The 15895-nt window shown below is 71.4% G+C and carries 17 protein-coding genes; 11 read left to right on the top strand and 6 right to left on the bottom strand.

The window, feature by feature from the left end:
• Window positions 1–912: cytochrome P450 family protein (locus E1294_RS45860; RefSeq protein ID WP_132518081.1), on the bottom strand; the 912-nt coding region annotated here is incomplete at its 3' end.
• Window positions 913–1130: 218 nt separating this feature from the next.
• Between E1294_RS45860 and E1294_RS45855 the strand changes: the two genes are divergently transcribed.
• Window positions 1131–2075 (top strand): acyl-CoA desaturase, encoded by a 945-nt coding sequence (locus E1294_RS45855; RefSeq protein ID WP_246083746.1) that lies wholly within the window; start codon window positions 1131–1133, stop codon window positions 2073–2075.
• Window positions 2076–2124: 49 nt separating this feature from the next.
• Here E1294_RS45855 and purU read toward each other — a convergent pair whose 3' ends face one another.
• The 3 genes from purU to E1294_RS45840 are packed head-to-tail and all read right to left on the bottom strand — an operon-like array spanning window position 2125 to window position 4883.
• Entirely contained in the window at window positions 2125–3006 is an 882-nt protein-coding gene (purU, locus tag E1294_RS45850) for a formyltetrahydrofolate deformylase (RefSeq protein ID WP_132518079.1), read from the bottom strand.
• Window positions 3003–3947 (bottom strand): bifunctional 5,10-methylenetetrahydrofolate dehydrogenase/5,10-methenyltetrahydrofolate cyclohydrolase, encoded by a 945-nt coding sequence (locus E1294_RS45845; RefSeq protein WP_132518077.1) that lies wholly within the window; start codon window positions 3945–3947, stop codon window positions 3003–3005. The genes purU and E1294_RS45845 overlap by 4 nt, the downstream gene beginning before the upstream one ends.
• Window positions 3948–4001: 54 nt before the next feature.
• Complete coding sequence (locus E1294_RS45840) at window positions 4002–4883, bottom strand: methylenetetrahydrofolate reductase (RefSeq protein WP_220448316.1); 882 nt, start codon at window positions 4881–4883, stop codon at window positions 4002–4004.
• A gap of 602 nt (window positions 4884–5485) precedes the next feature.
• On the opposite strand from E1294_RS45840, the gene E1294_RS45835 reads away from it, so the two are divergent.
• The 6 genes from E1294_RS45835 to E1294_RS45810 all read left to right on the top strand — a co-directional run bounded on the left by E1294_RS45835 (window position 5486) and on the right by E1294_RS45810 (window position 11511).
• On the top strand, window positions 5486–7159 hold the full coding sequence (locus tag E1294_RS45835) for an ATP-binding protein (protein WP_132518075.1): 1674 nt from the start codon (window positions 5486–5488) through the stop codon (window positions 7157–7159).
• Window positions 7156–7833, top strand: a complete 678-nt coding sequence (locus E1294_RS45830; RefSeq protein WP_132518073.1) for a response regulator — start codon at window positions 7156–7158, stop codon at window positions 7831–7833. The genes E1294_RS45835 and E1294_RS45830 overlap by 4 nt, the downstream gene beginning before the upstream one ends.
• Before the next feature lie 273 nt (window positions 7834–8106).
• Window positions 8107–9507: a syringate O-demethylase gene (gene desA, locus E1294_RS45825; protein ID WP_132518071.1), complete on the top strand. Its 1401-nt coding sequence runs from the start codon at window positions 8107–8109 to the stop codon at window positions 9505–9507.
• 65 nt (window positions 9508–9572) lie between these two features.
• Window positions 9573–9920, top strand: coding sequence for an extradiol ring-cleavage dioxygenase (locus tag E1294_RS45820; RefSeq protein WP_132518069.1), 348 nt, complete (start codon window positions 9573–9575; stop codon window positions 9918–9920).
• Between the two features lie 3 nt (window positions 9921–9923).
• Entirely contained in the window at window positions 9924–10766 is an 843-nt protein-coding gene (locus E1294_RS45815; RefSeq protein ID WP_132518067.1) for a class III extradiol dioxygenase family protein, read from the top strand.
• A 37-nt stretch (window positions 10767–10803) separates the two neighbouring features.
• Window positions 10804–11511, top strand: coding sequence for an alpha/beta fold hydrolase (locus tag E1294_RS45810; protein WP_132518065.1), 708 nt, complete (start codon window positions 10804–10806; stop codon window positions 11509–11511).
• A 9-nt stretch (window positions 11512–11520) separates the two neighbouring features.
• Here the strand turns inward: E1294_RS45810 and E1294_RS45805 are convergent, their stop codons facing one another.
• The gene (locus E1294_RS45805) at window positions 11521–12279 is read right to left on the bottom strand and encodes an IclR family transcriptional regulator (RefSeq protein ID WP_132518063.1); all 759 of its coding nucleotides are present in this window, start codon (window positions 12277–12279) and stop codon (window positions 11521–11523) included.
• Between the two features lie 141 nt (window positions 12280–12420).
• Between E1294_RS45805 and E1294_RS45800 the strand changes: the two genes are divergently transcribed.
• The 3 genes from E1294_RS45800 to E1294_RS45790 are packed head-to-tail and all read left to right on the top strand — an operon-like array spanning window position 12421 to window position 14318.
• Window positions 12421–12960, top strand: coding sequence for a UGSC family (seleno)protein (locus tag E1294_RS45800; protein WP_132518061.1), 540 nt, complete (start codon window positions 12421–12423; stop codon window positions 12958–12960).
• 10 nt (window positions 12961–12970) lie between these two features.
• Entirely contained in the window at window positions 12971–14071 is a 1101-nt protein-coding gene (locus E1294_RS45795) for a hypothetical protein (RefSeq protein ID WP_132518059.1), read from the top strand.
• A complete protein-coding gene (locus E1294_RS45790; protein WP_132518057.1) occupies window positions 14064–14318 on the top strand; it encodes a hypothetical protein in 255 nt (84 codons plus the stop codon). The genes E1294_RS45795 and E1294_RS45790 overlap by 8 nt, the downstream gene beginning before the upstream one ends.
• A gap of 27 nt (window positions 14319–14345) precedes the next feature.
• Here the strand turns inward: E1294_RS45790 and E1294_RS45785 are convergent, their stop codons facing one another.
• On the bottom strand, window positions 14346–15197 hold the full coding sequence (locus E1294_RS45785) for a DUF72 domain-containing protein (RefSeq protein WP_132518055.1): 852 nt from the start codon (window positions 15195–15197) through the stop codon (window positions 14346–14348).
• A 115-nt stretch (window positions 15198–15312) separates the two neighbouring features.
• On the opposite strand from E1294_RS45785, the gene E1294_RS45780 reads away from it, so the two are divergent.
• Window positions 15313–15895 (top strand): enolase-like domain-containing protein (locus E1294_RS45780; protein WP_484213991.1); only part of this gene is annotated, 583 nt, incomplete at its 3' end.

The following is a 15895-nucleotide window of genomic DNA, read 5'->3' as shown; positions in this document are numbered from 1 at the left end:
GTCGATGGCGGGGTCGATGGCGGGGTCGATGGCAGGGTCGGCGGCGGCCTCGGCGGCCTTCGCCAGCACCTGCGGGCGCAGGAGCAGTTGTTCGACCGCCTCGGCCATGGCTCCGGGTCCGCTCTCCACGAAGCCGAGCGGCAGGCCGGCCATGTTGATGACGATGCGCTCGTCGTCCGGGCCGAGGCCGGGAGGCAGGCTCGTGCGGGCGAGGCGGGTGAAGACGTCGTCCGGCAGGTCACGCCCGGCGCGCAGCGCCGCCCGGAGCTCGGCGAGCCGGTCGCGCAGGTAGGCCGTCATCTCCGCGCCCGCGCGCACCGACTCCTCCTGGATCGCCGGATCGCCCGCGTAGTTGGCGAAGCCGTCGGCGACGATGGCCCGCGTCCACCGCGACAGGGTGCCGGGGTCGGGCCCGGGAAATCCGAAGTATTCGGCGCACACGCCCAGGGCGACGTGGCGGAACAGTGCGTGGACCGCTTCGACGCGGCCACTCGGCAACGCGGCGTCGAGGGCCTCGTCGGCCAGGCGCCCCGCGAGCGCGCGCACGCGGGCGGTGTCGCCCGGGTCGAGCATGACCCGCATCAGGCCCTTGTCCCGCCAGTTCATCGGGGTGGCGTCCCTGCCCAGCATGTACGGGCCGCCCAGCGCGGCGTCCAGGCGCGGCCCGAAGGCGCGGACCGAGAAGACCGACTCCCGGGAGAGCACCTCGATCACGTCGGCGAAGCGCGTCACGACCGTGAAGGCGGGCGTGACGAAGACGGGCCGCCGCTCGCGCAACTCGGCGAACAGGGTGCGCCACTCGGTGCGCATCCACTGCTGGACGAGCCCCGGCGCCGTCATCGGGTCGCGGGCCAGCGCCTCGTCGTATCTCTCCAGATGGCCGCTCGTGGTCGCCTGATCGGCAGTACCCATGCCGGTTGCCCACCTTCCGCTGAGGCCGGAGCGAACAGAGATCATCACGTTGTGTAGCCACAATCTAGACAGGTCGCGGCGCGTTCCTGATGGCTACCGTTCGGAGTGTTTTGACTCCTCATGGTGACGGTCTCGTCACTTCCAGGCCATTGCCGGAGCCCCCAGGGCCCGGTCATCAATGGGGAGGCCCTGTCGTCTGCACCGATCACGGAGGCACTGTGAACGCGTCACCCACCCCGCGGGCGGGCTCGGGCACGGCGGAGACGATGACGCTCACCACCGGCCGCCGAGCGGTCTACCTGGTCGTCCTCGTGGTGCTTCCCGTGCTGCTCCTGGCCGTCGCCGTGCCCGCCGTGTGGGGGTGGGGCATCGGCCCGCGCGACCTGGCCATCGCCGTCGTGATGTACCTCGTGAGCATCTTCGGGATCGCCATCGGCTATCACCGGCTCTTCACCCATCGTGCCTTCAAGTGCCGCAGGCCGCTACGGGTCGTGCTCATGCTCGCCGGCGGCATGGCCGTCGAGGGCCCCGTCTCCCTGTGGGCGGCCGAGCACCGGCGCCACCACAAGTACGCCGACCGCGAGGGCGACCCGCACTCACCGTGGCGCTACGGCGACGACGGCCTGGCCCTGCTGCGCGGCATGGCGCACGCTCATGTGGGCTGGTTCTTCACCGCGCGCCGGCGGTCCAGCCGGCGCCACTGGGTGCCGGACCTGCTGGCCGATCCGGACGTCCGGCGGTTCGACGCCGCCTACCCGACCGTCGTGGTGCTGTCGTTCGCGCTGCCCGCCGCGGTGGGCGGGTTGTGGTCGATGTCGTGGGAGGGCGTCTGGTCCGCCTTCTTCTGGGGCGGCCTGGTCCGCTACGCGGTGGTGCACCACGTCACGTGGTCGGTGAACTCCGTCGCGCACACGTTCGGCGAGCGGCCGTTCCCCACCAGGGACCGCTCGTCGAACGTGTGGTGGGTGGCGATGCTGACGCTGGGCGAGGGCTGGCACAACTGGCACCACGTGGACCCGGCGTGCGCCCGGCACGGGGTGCTCAAAGGCCAGCTCGACCCGAGCGCGCGGCTGATCCGCTGGTTCGAGCGCGCGGGCTGGGCGCACTCCGTACGCTGGCCGGATCCCGCCCGCCTGGCCGCCCGCCGCGCCGCCCGCCGGTGACCACGGGGCGGCCCAGGGGACGGCCCGGGGGATGGCACGGGAGCGGTGGTCAGTGCAGGACCACGGTCTTGTGACCGTTGAGCGCCACCCGGTTCTCGGTGTGCCAGCGCACCGCCCTGGCCAGGGCCCGGCACTCCACCTCCCGCCCCAGCGCGACGAACTCGTCGGCCCTGAGCGAGTGGTCCACGCGCGTGATCTGCTGGTCGATGATCGGCCCCTCGTCGAGGTCGGCCGTGACGTAGTGCGCGGTGGCCCCGACCAGCTTGACGCCGCGCTCGTACGCCTGCTGGTAGGGCCGCGCGCCCTTGAAGCTGGGCAACATCGAATGGTGGATGTTGATGGCCCTGCCCTCAAGGTGCTTGCACAGCTCGGGGGAGAGGATCTGCATGTAGCGGGCCAGCACCACCAGGTCGATGCGCTCGTTCTGCACGATCTCCAGCAGCCGGGCCTCGGCCTCGGGCTTGGTGCCGGGCGTGACCGGGATGTGGCGGAACGGCACGCCGTAGTTGTCGGCCAGCAGCGCGAGGTCGGGATGGTTGGAGACGACGGCGGCGACGTCGAGGTTGAGCTCTCCGACGGAGTTGCGGTAGAGCAGGTCGTTGAGGCAGTGGCCGAACCTGCTCACCATGATCAGCACACGCTGCCTCTCGTCGGCGTCCCCCAGGCGCCAGATCATCCCGAAGCGGGACGCGACGTCCGCGAAGTCGCGTTGCAGGCCGGGCACGGGCAACGCGCGACCGTCGGCGTGGGCGAACTGCACGCGCATGAAGAACGTGTGGCTGTCCGGGTCGTGGAACTGCCGGCTCTGCACGATCGTGCACCGCCTCTCGAAGAGGAACCCGGCGACGGCGTACACGATGCCCGGAGTGTCCGGGCAGGACAACATGAGGACGCGCTGCCTGGCGGACCGGGCTGCGGGCGCGGCGGTCATGGGAGCTCCAGACTGCTGAGGAGGAGGGTGGCGCCGTTCCGCTCACGGGCGCTGAGCGCCCGCGCGGCGGCCGCGGTGTTGCGGAGCAGCCACACGTCGGTGACGGGGCCGACCCCGCCGGGCACGGGCGTGATGGCCCTGACCCGCGCGGCCACGGCTTCGTAGTCGACGTCGCCGACCATGCGGTTCCGGCCGCCGGGGCCGGGCCGGGGATTGATGCCGACGTCGATGACGACGGCGCGGTCGCTCACGTGCTCGGCCCCGATCAGCCCCGGCCGGCCGGCGGCGACGATGAGGACGTCCGCCCGGCGGGTGTGGCGGCCGAGGCTCCCGGTACGGCTGGCCCACTCGTCGACGGACTCCACCGCGGCCTGCCTGTCGCAGGCGAGCGACACGGCGGGCTTGCCGACGTTGCTGGACCGGCCGACGACCACGACCAGCGACCGGTGGTAGAAGGCGGTCCTGTCCTCGCCGACGGAGTCCAGCCACTTGTCCAGCAGGTGGAAGGCCGAGGCCGCGGTCGACGGCACGTAGCGGGGCACGCCGAGCGCCAGCCGGCCGGCGTTCTCCGGATGCACGGCCTCGATGTCCTTGACGGGGTCGATCGACTGGAAGACGGCGGCCTCGCTGATGTGCCCGGGCAGGGGGCGCAGCACGAGGATGCCGGAGACGTCGGGTGCGGCGTTCAGCCCGCTGACGGCGGAGACGAGGTCGTCCTGCGAGACCGTGGCGGGCAGGTGACAGGGGAAATAGGCGACGTCGAGGTCGGAGGCGAGCCGGCGCAGGCGGCGCTCGTACGCGGCCGAGCTGTAGCCGTTGCCCACCATGACGGTGGCGAGGCCGGTACGGGCTCCTCCCTCCCTCAGCTGCTCGATCGCGGCCGCCACGCTCTCCTTGAGAGCGCGGGCGCAGGCTCGTCCGTCGATGACCTGGGCACTCATGGTCTGGGTCGGCTCCTCGCTGGTAAGTCGGTGTCATGCGCGGCCCCGCGGGGGTCAGGGCTGCTGCCCGGCTCTGGTCAGCATCCTGCGCCGCCAGGCTTCGGTCTTCTCGAGCTCGTTGAACGTGAAGAGGTGGAACCCCCGCAGGGTGCCCTCCGGCGCGGAGACACGCGGGGCGAGCCACTCGACGAGCCGGTCGGGGCTGTACCCGCCGGGCAGGAAGAACCGCCACAACATGCTCTGCTGCTTCCTCAGGAATCGGGCCGACTGGCCGAGCCCGAGACCGGCGGAGATGCGGATGAGCTTCTGCCTGCTGACGGCTCCGGGCAGGCCGACGTGGATCGGCAGGTCCACGCCGCGCTCCTTGACCCGCCGGGCCCAGGCGGCCGTGGTCCCCGCGTCGAAGCACAGCTGGGTGACGACGTGGGTGGCGTACCGGGCCTTGAGCTCGATGGCGCGGTCGATCAGGTCCTGGCTGATGCTGCCGTGGCCCTCGGGATAGCCGCCGATCCCGATCCGGCGGAAGTGGTGCCCGTCCGCGTCGAGCACCTCCAGGAGGGAGAGGGCGTCGGGGAAGCCGCCGGCGGGCTGGGTGACGTCGCCGCCGATCACGAAGATGCCGTCGATTCCCGCCTCCCGCAGCTGGGCGACGAGGTCGGCCAGCTGCCGCTTGTCCCTGACCTGGCGGGCGGCCAGGTGGGGGGCGACGGAGTATCCGTGGCCGGCCAGCCGCTGGGCCAGGTCCACGGTGGCCGCCAGGCCCTTGGCCTCGGTCGTGGTGACGGTCAGCGGGATGGTGCGCGGCACGTGGGCGAGCACCGCGTCCTCGGTGCCGCGGAACGGCATGATCTCGTAGCTGACGGCGTTCAGCGCCTGGGCGAGCGCCTGCCGGCGCGCGGGCGCCGGACCCGGGCCGCCGACCCGCAGGCTGCTCATCGTGCCGGTCTCTTCTCGCGCGCGGCCCAGTCGACGATGGGACCGGCGGTGAGGGCGGCGGTGACGGCGGCGGTGAGGGCCGGACGTGCAGGAGGCATGGTGAGGGGACCTTTCGTCGGGGCAGGCGGCCGAGCGGGAACCGGGCTCGTGCGCGTGCGCGGCCGCCGTACGCGGACGCCGGGTGGGATGCCGGGCACCGGCATCCGCAACAGACAGTAGATTCCGGCCTGGTCCGGGGAATGACGCGGATGACGGCACTTGGGCCTGCGGTCGTCCTAGCCGGGACGCGACAAGTGACGTAGTGCGGGTGACCGGCGAAAGGTCCGGCACGCCAGGGTGCCTGAGGCGGGGGCCCGTGCTCCGCCGCCGGCGCTCCTGCGGCCCGCCGTGACAGGACGGCCCCGCTGCCCCGTCACCGTGTCTCCCGTGGCCCGCCGTGACGGGATGCCCCTACCGCCCGTCACCGTGTCTCCCGCGGAGCCGCCGCCTACGTCAAATGGCGTATCCCCGCGGGCCGTCCCGGTGGAATAGTGCCGTTGCCCTGGAACGAGGGCATCATGGGGATCGGTGACGGGGGCGTACCAGCGAGGAGGGCGCCGGCGATGGTGGACGACGTCAGGTCCGGGCGGGCCGCCAGGCCGGCGCCGCGCGGGCGCCGGCCGCTCGACGCGGGGGCGCTGCTGGAGCAGACGCCCGACGGTCTCGCGGTGATCGATGCCGACGGCCGTTTCGTCCAGGCCAACCCGGCGGCGCTGTCGCTCTGCGGGCTCGACGCTGCGCACGTCGCCGGCGCCGCGTCCCCGTTCCCGCCGCGTGACGCGGACGAGGACGGCGAGGACCCCGGTGCCGAGATGGTCACCGTGTGGGAGGCGGGGCCGGGTCCGCGCCGCGAGTTCGCGTTCCGGATCAGCCGGCTGCCCGGCCGCGACGAGCGCATCGTCGCCTTCCGCGACGTCACGGAGAGCCGGCGGCACCAGCGCAGGCTCGCCGCGATCGCCAGCGCGGCCAGCCGGGTGGCCGCCAAACGGTCGCTGGGCAGCACGCTGGAGGCCCTGGCGAAAGAGGTGCTGGAGGCCGACGCCCTGGCTGGAGTGCAGATCCTGACGGTCAACGCCACCAGCGAACGTTTCCAGGTGATGGGCACCGCCGGGTTCAGCCAGGCGGACAACTTCTTCGACATGTTGCTCGAGTGCCGCGAGGCCGGTGCCGACCTGCGCATGATCGACGCGTTCACCTCGCGGCAGCCGGTCGTCGTGCCCCACCGCTACGCGACGATCATGTCGAACCCCGCGTGGCAGGCGCTGAAGGACTACATGCGCTCGCCGGAGTGGGACTGGTTCGCCAGCGTGCCGCTGATGGTGCGCGGCGAGCCCGTGGGCATCCTCAACGCCTTCTTCGCCCCTGGCCAGGAGATCGGCCGGACCGCCCTCGACTTCCTGCTGGCCATGGCCGAGCAGGCGGCGCAGGCCGTCGACTACGCCGCGCTGCTGGAGCGCGAGCGGGAGGTCGCGCGGCGCGAGGAACGCCAGCGGCTGGCCCGCGACCTGCACGACTCCGTGGTGCAGCAGGTCTTCTCGATGGGCATGCAGGCGGAGTCGCTCAGCATGTTGTCCGGGCGCGACACCGTCGTCGACTCGGCGTACGTGATGCGCGTGGCCGGGGAGCTCGGGCACGTCTCCAAGGCGGTGCTGAGCGACCTGCGGGCTATGGTGACCGACCTGCACCCCATCCCGCTCGCCGACCAGGGGCTGTCGGCGGCCCTCGGCGCCCTCGCCGAGTCGACCATGGGCAGGACCGGCCTCGACGTGCACGTCTCGATCACCGACCAGCACCACGAGCTCGACGACCTGGAGTCCGAGCTCCGCGAGGACGTCTACCGCATGATCGCCGAGGCGCTGCACAACAGCGTCAAGCACGCGCAGGGCTCCCGCGTCACCATCGACCTGGGGCTGACCGGACGCCGCTCGCAACGGTGGCTGACGGGCGAGGTCTCCGACGACGGGTGCGGCCTGCCGGCGCAGAACGCCGACGCGGACCTGCGGGGGGAGGAGGGCGGCTTCGGCATGACGGCCATGAAGGAACGCGCCGGCCGGTGGGCCGGCCACTTCACCATCCTGTCCAGCCCAGGCGAAGGAACCACCGTGCGCTTCGTGCTCCCGCTGCCGCCGTCGCTGCCGACGGGGCTGCACCGGGACGTGTTCGCCCGTACACCCGACACCCCTGACGACACCACTGACGGCGCCGCTCACCCCCGCGAGAACGCTGAGGAGCCATGACCCTCCCCACAGAGAACAGCACCATCGGAGTCCTGGTGGTGGACGACCACGCCGTGGTCCGGCGCGGCGTCGTCGCCTATCTCGACGCTCTGCAGAACGTCGAGGTCGCCGGTGAGGCGGCCAACGGCCGCGAGGCGGTCGATCTCCTGGAGTCGCTCAAGGTCAGGCAGCAGCCGCTGCCCCGGGTGGCGCTGATGGATCTCATGATGCCGAAGATGGACGGCGTCGAGGCGACCGCTGAGATCGTCAAACGGTTCCCGGCCGTCCGCGTGGTCATCCTGACCAGTTTCGGCGAGGTCGAGCGCATCCACGCCGCGCTGGCCAACGGCGCCGCCGGCTACCTGCTCAAGGACGCCGGGCCGTCCGAGGTCGCCGCCGCGATCCACGCCGCCGCCAACGGCGACGTCTACCTGGACGCCGCCGTGGCGCGGCGGCTGGCCCAGAAGATGCGCTCCCCGCACAGCGGCGTGGCCGGCCTGACCAGCCGGGAGCGTGACGTGCTCGTCCTCATCGCCGAGGGCCGCTCCAACCGTGAGATCGCCGCCAAGCTGGTGATCAGCGAGCGGACGGCGCGCACCCACGTCAGCAACCTGCTCGGCAAGCTCGGGCTGCACTCGCGTACCCAGGCGGTGCTCGTCGCCATGCGCGAAGGGCTGGTCGACCCCCCGCGCTGAGCGTCGCGTCCCTCCCGGCCCGATGGGAGGGTCGCGCCTGGCCACGGCCTACGTCACTTGTCGTAGGCGGCCTACGACCTGCACCCCCTCAAGAGCCGTCAATTGCGCAATCCATGGCCCGGCAGGGGCTGCGTAACATCCAGGTCAGGCCGCGATGACCAGGCCCCCAGCGAACGCCCACGTGCACGGAGCTCAGCGCGCGCGCGTCGCCCCGCGCGGCTCTTCCCGCGCGCGCCGACGCCTCGCGAGCAGCCCCCAGTTAAGGAGACATCCATGTCCGGCAAGAGCCTCCAAGACGTTCTCAACGGCGTTCCGGCCAATGTGGCGGATCATCTGCGCAATCTCCAGGCCGGGCCGAACGTCTATCCCGGGGTTCCGCCCGAGTACACGAACTGGCGCGACGAGCAACTGGCCTGGCAGCAGACCTGCGTGCTGTTCAACCAGTCTTTCCACATGGCCGAGCTGCTGGTCGAAGGGCCCGACGCGCTGAAGCTGCTGTCCTACCTGGGCGTCAACAGCTTCGCGCGGTTCCCCGTCGACACCGCCAAGCAGTTCGTGCCGTGCACCCCTGACGGCTACGTCATCGGCGACGTCATCCTCTTCCACCTGGCGGAGACCACCTTCAACCTGGTCGGCCGCATCCCCGCACTGAACTGGGTGCGCTATCACGCCGAGACCGGCGGCTACGACGTCACGGCCACGCTCGACGAACGTTCGGCGGCCCGCCCCGACCCGTTCAACCGCACCTCGTACCGTTACCAGATCCAGGGGCCGAACGCGACCAAGGTGATCGAGAAGGTGACCGGCGAGCCCGCGCCCGGGCTGAAGTTCTTCCACATGACGAGGATGACGATCGCGGGCAAGCAGGTCCGCGCGCTGCGTCACGGCATGGCGGGACAGCCCGGGTACGAGCTGTTCGGGCCGTGGGCGGAGGGCGAGGAGGTGCACCAGGCGCTGGTCGAGGCCGGCGAGGAATACGGGATGCGGCTGGTCGGCGGGCGCGCCTACTCCTCCAACACGCTGGAGTCCGGGTGGATCCCCTCGCCCCTGCCGGCGATCTACACCGGTGAGGCGCTCAAGGCCTACCGCCAGTGGCTGCCGGACACCAGTTACGAGGCCGCCGCCTCCATCGGCGGCAGCTTCGTCTCGGACGACATCGAGGACTACTACCTGACGCCGTGGGACCTCGGCTACGGGTCGTTCGTGAAGTTCGACCACGACTTCATCGGCCGGAAGGCGCTGGAGGCCAAGGCGGCCGGACCGCACCGCAAGAAGGTCACCCTGGCGCTGGACAACGCCGGCTTCCTCAAGGCCGTCAACACCCAGCTCGAGCGCGGGCTCCCGGCGAAGTGGTTCGAGTTCCCGTCCGCGGTCTACTCGATGCACCCGTACGACCTGGTCAAGGTGCACGGAGAGCCGGGCGGGATCTCGACGTGGATCGGCTACAGCGCCAACGAGCGCAAGATGCTGACCCTGGCGATGCTCGACGAAGACCACGCCGAGCCCGGCGCCCAGGTGTCGCTGGTGTGGGGCGAGCCCGACGGCGGCTCGGACAAGCTCACCGTCGAGGGCCACGGCCAGGTCGAGATCGGCGCCACCGTGAGCCCCGTCCCGTACGCCGAGGTCGCCCGCAAGGTTTACGCGGACGGCGGCTGGCGGGCGGCCACGGCCTGAGCAGCCACCCGCCGACCACGCGCGGACCCGACGTGTTGAGCACCGCCGAGACAAGGGAGAAGCCCATGGGCGGGGAACCGGACCGGATACCCGACACCCCCCTCCTCGATCGCGACCGCCGGCTTCGCGGCTACCGGATCAACAAGATGGCCATGGGACTGGGCGACCCGGCCAACCGCGCGGCGTTCAAGGCCGACGAGCCGGCCTACCTGGACCGGTTCGGCCTGAGCGACGAGGAGAAGGCCGCGGTGTTGTCCCGCGACTGGACGGAGATGATCCGCCTCGGCGGCAACCTGTTCTTCATCCTGAAGATCTCCGCGGTCGATCCCGTGCGCATCACCGAGATCGGCGCCCACCAGGCCGGCATGGACCACGAGTCGTTCCTGCGGGACAGGCTCGGGAAGAAGGTGTGAGACGTGGCAAGGATCGTCGGAGGGCTGGGAACGTCGCACGTTCCCTCGATCGGGGCGGCGCTCGACAAGGGTCTGCGCGACACGCCTGAGTGGAAACCGTTCTTCGACGGTTACGTGCCCGCCCAGGAGTGGGTGCGCGAGCAGCGGCCCGACGTCGCGGTCGTCGTCTTCAACGACCACTTCAACGCGCTGTTCCTTGATCGGGTGCCGACGTTCGCGGTCGGCTGCGCCTCCGAGTACCACCCCGTCGACGAGGGGTGGGGGCCGCGGGCCATCCCCCCGTTCGAGGGAGCGGCCGACTTCGCCTGGCATCTGGTTGACACCCTGGTGGACAACCACTTCGACCCGGAGATCATCCAGGAGATCAAGGTCGACCACGGCCTGCAGGTGCCCATGGAGCTGTTCTGGGGCAAGCCGTCGAAGGCGTGGCCGGTGAAGGTCGTGCCGATCTTCGTCAACGTGCTGCAGTACCCGATCCCGCTGCCCGACCGCCTCTACGCGCTCGGCAAGGTGCTGGGCAGGGCGATCGAGAGCTACGACAGCGACGAGAGGTTCGTCGTGCTCGGCACCGGCGGCCTGTCCCACCAGCTCCAGGGTGCCCGCGCCGGGTTCGTCAACCCGGAGGCCGACCGGCGCTTCCTCCAGGACATCGCCCACGATCCCGGCAAGCTCGCCGGCTGGAGCAGGGAGCAGTACGTCGAGACCTTCGGCGGGGAGGGAGCCGAGCTGATCATGTGGCTGGTCATGCGCGGCGCGCTCAACCCCGAGGTCGTCGTCAAGCACCGGCGCTACTTCGTACCCGCCTCGATGACAGGAGCCGGGATGATCGTCATGGAGAACACATGACCTGGTCCGTCGCCCGCGCGTACGAGGAGGTCCGCATATGAGCACCTTCGTGCTGGTCCACGGGGCCTGGCACGGCGGCTGGGTGTGGCAGCGGGTGGCCCCGCTGTTGCGCGCGGCCGGCCACGAGGTCCACACCCCGACCCTGACCGGCGTCAGCGACCGCGCGCACGTGCTGCACCCGCAGGTCGGGCTCGGCACCCACGTCCAGGACGTCGTCGCCCTCATCGAGGCCCACGACGCCCGGGACGTGGTGCTCGTCGGGCACAGCTACGCGGGGCAGGTCGTCACGGGCGTCGCCGACCGGATCGGCGAGCGCCTGGCCGGGCGCGTGCACCTCGACGCGTTCGTCGGCGAGGACGGCGAGGCCGCGATCGACCTGCTGCCCGCCACCGTGGCCGGGCACTACCGGGAGTCGGTGGCGGGGCCGGGGTTCGGCTGGCTCATCCCCGTGCGCTCGCTGAGCGTCCTGGGCGTCACCGAGCAGGCCGACCTCGACTGGCTGACCCCGCGTCTCACCCCGCACCCGTGGCTCACCTACACCGAGCCGCTGCGGCTTACCGGCAAGGGGGAGCAGGTGCCTGCGGCGTTCGTCGAGTGCACCGACTGGATGCGGGTGTTCACCCCGCAGGCCGAGCGGGCGGCCGCCCGCGGCTGGCCGGTCCACGAGATCGCCACCGGCCACGAGGCGATGGTCACCGCGCCGGGCGAGCTGGCGGAGCTGCTGCTGGCGGTCGCCGCCGCGTAACGCGGACGACTACCCGTCCTTCCGCCGGGCCTGGGGCGCGCCGAGGGCCCGCGAGACGCCCCTGGCCGTGCCCTGTAAATGCGCGAGCCTCGGCCCGTACGACTCGGCCAGCGGCAGGATCAGCGACAACGCGGCCACGACCGTGCCCTTGGAGCCGTGGATGGGCGTGGCCACGGACAGGTGCTCCTGGCGGATCGGGGTGGTCGCGTAGCCCGTGCGGCGGATGTCGGCCAGCGTCTGACGCAGCTCGCGCTCGGTGATCGGGGAGCTCCAGCTCGGCATGGTCAATGGCCCGGTCACGATCTCCTCCTGCAGGTCCCAGGGCGCGTGCGCGAGCAGGACCAGCCCGATCGCGGTGGAGTGCAGCTCGTAGCGGCCGCCCACCCAGGTGCGGTCGGTGGCCGTCTCCGAGCTCAGGAACCGTTCGACGAACACCACCTGGTCCTTCTCCCTGACCGCCAGGTGCACGCCTCGGTGGGTCGTCTCGAACAGGTCGAGCATGAACGGCAGGGCGACCCGCTGCAGGCCCACGGACCGGGGCGTGCCGGTCGCCACCTCCCAGAGCCGCAGGCCGATCCGGTAGGCGCCGGCGTCGTCGCGTTCGAGCGCCCCCCACTCGTGCAGCTCCGCGGCGATCCGGAACGTCGTGGTGAGCGGCACGCCGGAACGGCGGCTGATATCGGACAGGCTGAGGGCGCCTCCCGCGTCCTTGACCGTCTCGAGGATCCGCAGCGCGCGCCGGAGGACCGAACGCCGCTCGTCCGCCATCTTCGGTCCTTTCGATCCCGCTTCCAGTATGCGGAAAGGTAGCTGGTCATCGACGGCCGGTCGAGCGAGCTTGGCAGGCGAGGGCGTCGTGTGCACGGAACACGACGCGCACCGACCGTACGACCTGGAGGCGCCGGGGACATGACAGGACCAGAGAAATTACTCGACCCCACCGGCCTTGACGACAGGGCCGCCGACAACACCCTCGCACCACGGCCGGCGGGCCTGCGCGGACTGACCGTCGGCCTGCTGGACAACACCAAGCCGAACGCCGTGCCGCTGCTGCGGGAGATCGGCGGCGAGCTCCGGCGCCGCGCCGGCGCCGGCAGGTCCATCCTGTACACCAAGGACTACTTCGGCATGCCGGCGGCGGACGACCTGCTCAAGCAGATCGCCGGCGAATGCGACGTGGTGGTCACGGCCGTCGGCGACTGCGGGTCGTGCAGCGCGGCCACCGTCGCGGACGGGATCCTGCTGGAACGGCTGGGCGTGCCCGCCGTGAGCATCGTCTCGGACTCGTTCCTGGTGTCCGGCGGCGCCATGGCCAGGGTCCAGGGCTTTCCCGGGTACGAGTTCGTCGCCGCGCGGCACCCCGTGGCCAGCCTCGACGAGAACCAGATCCGTGACCGCGCGCAGGCCGTGATGCCCGAGGTGCTGCGCATCCTCGGCGTGGAATCCTGAGAGGGGAACGATGAGCGCACTGATCGACGCTCCGCAGGCCGACGCCGCGGAGATCCGCTCCGCGATGGAATATTACGCACGGCGGGAGTGGACCGACGGTCTGCCGGTGGTCCCGGTCACCGAGTCCTACCTCGCCGAGTTCCTCGCGAGCACCAGCAGCGGCCCTGACGAGGTGCTCTTCACGATGCCGCACCTGAACCGGCGGCTCACCGTCCGGCTCGCCGCCATCAACGCGGCCATGGCCGGCTGCCTGCCGGAATACTTCCCCGTGGTGCTCGCCGCGTGGGAGGCCGTGGCCAAGGAGCCGTACCCGAAGAGGGGGATCTGGCAGAGCACCACGGGCACGGCGCCGCTGCTGATCGTGAACGGGCCCGTCCGCGGGCGGATCGGCCTCAACAGCAGGGGCAACGTCTTCGGCTCGGGCTTCCGCGCCAACGCGACGATCGGCCGAGCCATCCGGCTCACCGCCATCAACGCCTTCGGCCTGCGCCCGCACCAGCTGGACCAGGCCACGCAGGCCACGCTGGGCAAATACTCCGCCTGCATCGCGGAGAACGAGGAAGAGAGCCCGTGGGAGCCGCTGCACGCCGAGCACGGCTTCGACCCGTCCTCCAGCTCCGTGACCGCGATGGTCTTCCGGTCCTGCATGCACATCGAGGCCCGCCACACCGGCCGGCCCGAGCAGCTCGCCCTGGACCTGGCGAACTCCATCCGCAGGACCGGCTCCCTGATCCACGAGGCCAGCAGCGCTCTCGCCGTCCTCGGCCCCGAACACGCGGCCCTGTTCGGCGAGGCCGGCTGGAGCAAGGACGACGTGCGCCGGTTCATCTTCGACAACGCCGTCAACTCCCGGGCCGAACTCGCCGCGGTCGGCAAGGACGCGCTCTCCCGGCACACCCGCTGGCGGCTGCCGGCCGGCCACCCGGACGCCATCCCCGACCAGGCGAGCGCCTCGGACACCCCGGACAGGGTGCCCGCGCTGAAGACGCCCTCCTCGATCGAGGTGATGGTGGCCGGCGCCAACAACGCGGGCGTCTCCACCATCATCGAGACGTTCGGCATGCGCGGCGACACCCCGTCGATCGCCCAGGTCAAGGACCTCGATGTCTAGCCCGGCCGCGGAGAGCGCGGTCCTGGACGGCGCGTTCGAGAAGTTCCGCGAGCTGATGGCGTCCGACGGCTACGCGCTGAACTGGTCGCTGACCGGCCGGAACCGGGTGGTGGTCGAGATCGTGGCGGGCGCGGACGCCTGCGCCGACTGCCTCGTCCCGCTGCCGGTGATGGAGGAGGTCATGTCCGACGCGCTGGAGAGGACGCCGTACACGCTCGACCACGTCGTGTTGCCGGGCGGCACGTAGGAGAGCACCGGCGGGGTCGGCGGCGGCTCAGAAGAGGGTCAGCGGCTCGCTGGGCATCGGCACCGGCAGGGGCTCCAGCTCGGGCACGCGGGCGCGTACGTCATCGTGGAAGCGGCGCGCGAGCGCCGGGGCGTCCGCGTTGTCCGGCGTGTGGATGAACACGGTCGGCGAGCGCCCCTCGCGCAGCCAGTCCGCCACCGTGCCGGCCCACGGGCCCCAGCCGTCGATCGTGCGCGCCTCGTCGTCCCTGCCGAGGTAGCGCACGATCGGGTGGGCGGTGAGGGCGCCCATGCGGCGCGGCACGCGCGGTTTCTTCGTCCACGCGTCGCGCTCGGCGTCGCTGGTGGGCGGGCTCTGGAAGAGCACGGTGGTGTCGAAGGGCACCCATTCGGCGTCGAAGCCGGCCAGGAGCCGTTCGAGGAGGCGTTGCGACCGCTCGTCCTCGAAGAACGCGCGGTGCCGCACCTCGACGGCGTATCTGCGCGAGCGGGGCAGCCGGCGCAGGAAGGTCGCGAGGGCGCCGAGGCCGGCGGGCGAGAACGAGCCGGGCAACTGCAGCCAGAGCGCGTGGATCCGCGAGCCCAGCGGCTCCATCGCCTCCAGGAACGTGCGCAGGTCCTCCTCGGCGCCGGTGAGGCGGCGCTCGTGGGTGATCGCCTTGGGCAGCTTGACGACGAAGCGGAAGCCGGGGCCGGTCTGCCCGGCCCACGACTCCACCGTGCTCCTCGACGGGGTGGCGTAGAAGGTCGTGTTGCCCTCCACCGCGTCGCACCAGGTCGCGTAGGCGCGCAGCCGCTCACCGGGAGGAAGCCCGGCGGGCAGGAGCCGTCCCTGCCAGCGTGCGTGGGTCCACATCGCGCATCCCACATGAAGCCGCATGAACACGACGTTATCGAAGATCGGCGGATATCGCCCTGTCACCCGAAAGTTGTCATACGACTCTCGGATTCGTATGATGACGAACGATTCCAGCACGCCGACCCTTGGGACCACCATGGCCGCCGACCAGATCCGCCACGTCTCGCTCTCCTCCGTCACGCTCCCGCTGGACGTCCCCGTCAGCGACGCCAAGGTCCTCACCGGCCGGCAGAAGCCGATGACGGAGGTCGTCTTCCTGTTCGCCGAGATCACGACGGAGGATGACCACCGCGGCACCGGCTTCAGCTACTCCAAGCGGGCCGGCGGCCCCGCGCAGTACGCCCATGCCAAGGAGGTCGCGGAGAACCTGCTGGGCCAGGATCCGTCCGACACCGGCAAGATCTACGAGACGCTGTTGTGGGCGGGCGCGTCCGTCGGGCGCTCGGGCGTGGCCACCCAGGCCCTGGCCGCGATCGACATCGCGCTCTGGGACCTGAAGGCCAGGCGGGCGGGGCTGCCGCTGGCGAAGCTGCTGGGGTCTTATCGCGACTCCGTCAGGACGTACAACACCTCCGGCGGCTTCCTGCACGCCCCGATCGAGGAGGTCAAGGCGCGGGCCACGCAGTCGATCGAGAGCGGCGTCGGCGGGATCAAGATCAAGGTCGGTCAGCCGGACATGAGGGAGGACCTGCGCAGGCTGGCGGCGGTGCGTGAGCACC

The organism is Nonomuraea diastatica (genome assembly GCF_004349015.1).
Lineage (GTDB): Bacteria > Actinomycetota > Actinomycetes > Streptosporangiales > Streptosporangiaceae > Nonomuraea > Nonomuraea diastatica.
The sequence above is the reverse complement of the archived record's forward strand: the minus strand, read 5'-3'. Positions and strand labels throughout refer to the sequence as shown.

Excerpts from the sequence above, each read along its gene's own strand:
- desA (WP_132518071.1), top strand. The coding sequence starts at position 8,107 with ATGTCCGGCAAGAGCCTCCAAGACGTTCTCAACGGCGTTCCGGCCAAT.
- E1294_RS45805 (WP_132518063.1), bottom strand. The coding sequence starts at position 12,279 with ATGGCGGACGAGCGGCGTTCGGTCCTCCGGCGCGCGCTGCGGATCCTC.
- E1294_RS45785 (WP_132518055.1), bottom strand. The coding sequence starts at position 15,197 with ATGCGGCTTCATGTGGGATGCGCGATGTGGACCCACGCACGCTGGCAG.
- E1294_RS45840 (WP_220448316.1), bottom strand. The coding sequence starts at position 4,883 with ATGAGCAGCCTGCGGGTCGGCGGCCCGGGTCCGGCGCCCGCGCGCCGG.
- E1294_RS45790 (WP_132518057.1), top strand. The coding sequence starts at position 14,064 with ATGTCTAGCCCGGCCGCGGAGAGCGCGGTCCTGGACGGCGCGTTCGAG.
- E1294_RS45800 (WP_132518061.1), top strand. The coding sequence starts at position 12,421 with ATGACAGGACCAGAGAAATTACTCGACCCCACCGGCCTTGACGACAGG.
- E1294_RS45820 (WP_132518069.1), top strand. The coding sequence starts at position 9,573 with ATGGGCGGGGAACCGGACCGGATACCCGACACCCCCCTCCTCGATCGC.
- E1294_RS45835 (WP_132518075.1), top strand. The coding sequence starts at position 5,486 with ATGGTGGACGACGTCAGGTCCGGGCGGGCCGCCAGGCCGGCGCCGCGC.
- purU (WP_132518079.1), bottom strand. The coding sequence starts at position 3,006 with ATGACCGCCGCGCCCGCAGCCCGGTCCGCCAGGCAGCGCGTCCTCATG.
- E1294_RS45845 (WP_132518077.1), bottom strand. The coding sequence starts at position 3,947 with ATGAGTGCCCAGGTCATCGACGGACGAGCCTGCGCCCGCGCTCTCAAG.
- E1294_RS45795 (WP_132518059.1), top strand. The coding sequence starts at position 12,971 with ATGAGCGCACTGATCGACGCTCCGCAGGCCGACGCCGCGGAGATCCGC.
- E1294_RS45830 (WP_132518073.1), top strand. The coding sequence starts at position 7,156 with ATGACCCTCCCCACAGAGAACAGCACCATCGGAGTCCTGGTGGTGGAC.
- E1294_RS45810 (WP_132518065.1), top strand. The coding sequence starts at position 10,804 with ATGAGCACCTTCGTGCTGGTCCACGGGGCCTGGCACGGCGGCTGGGTG.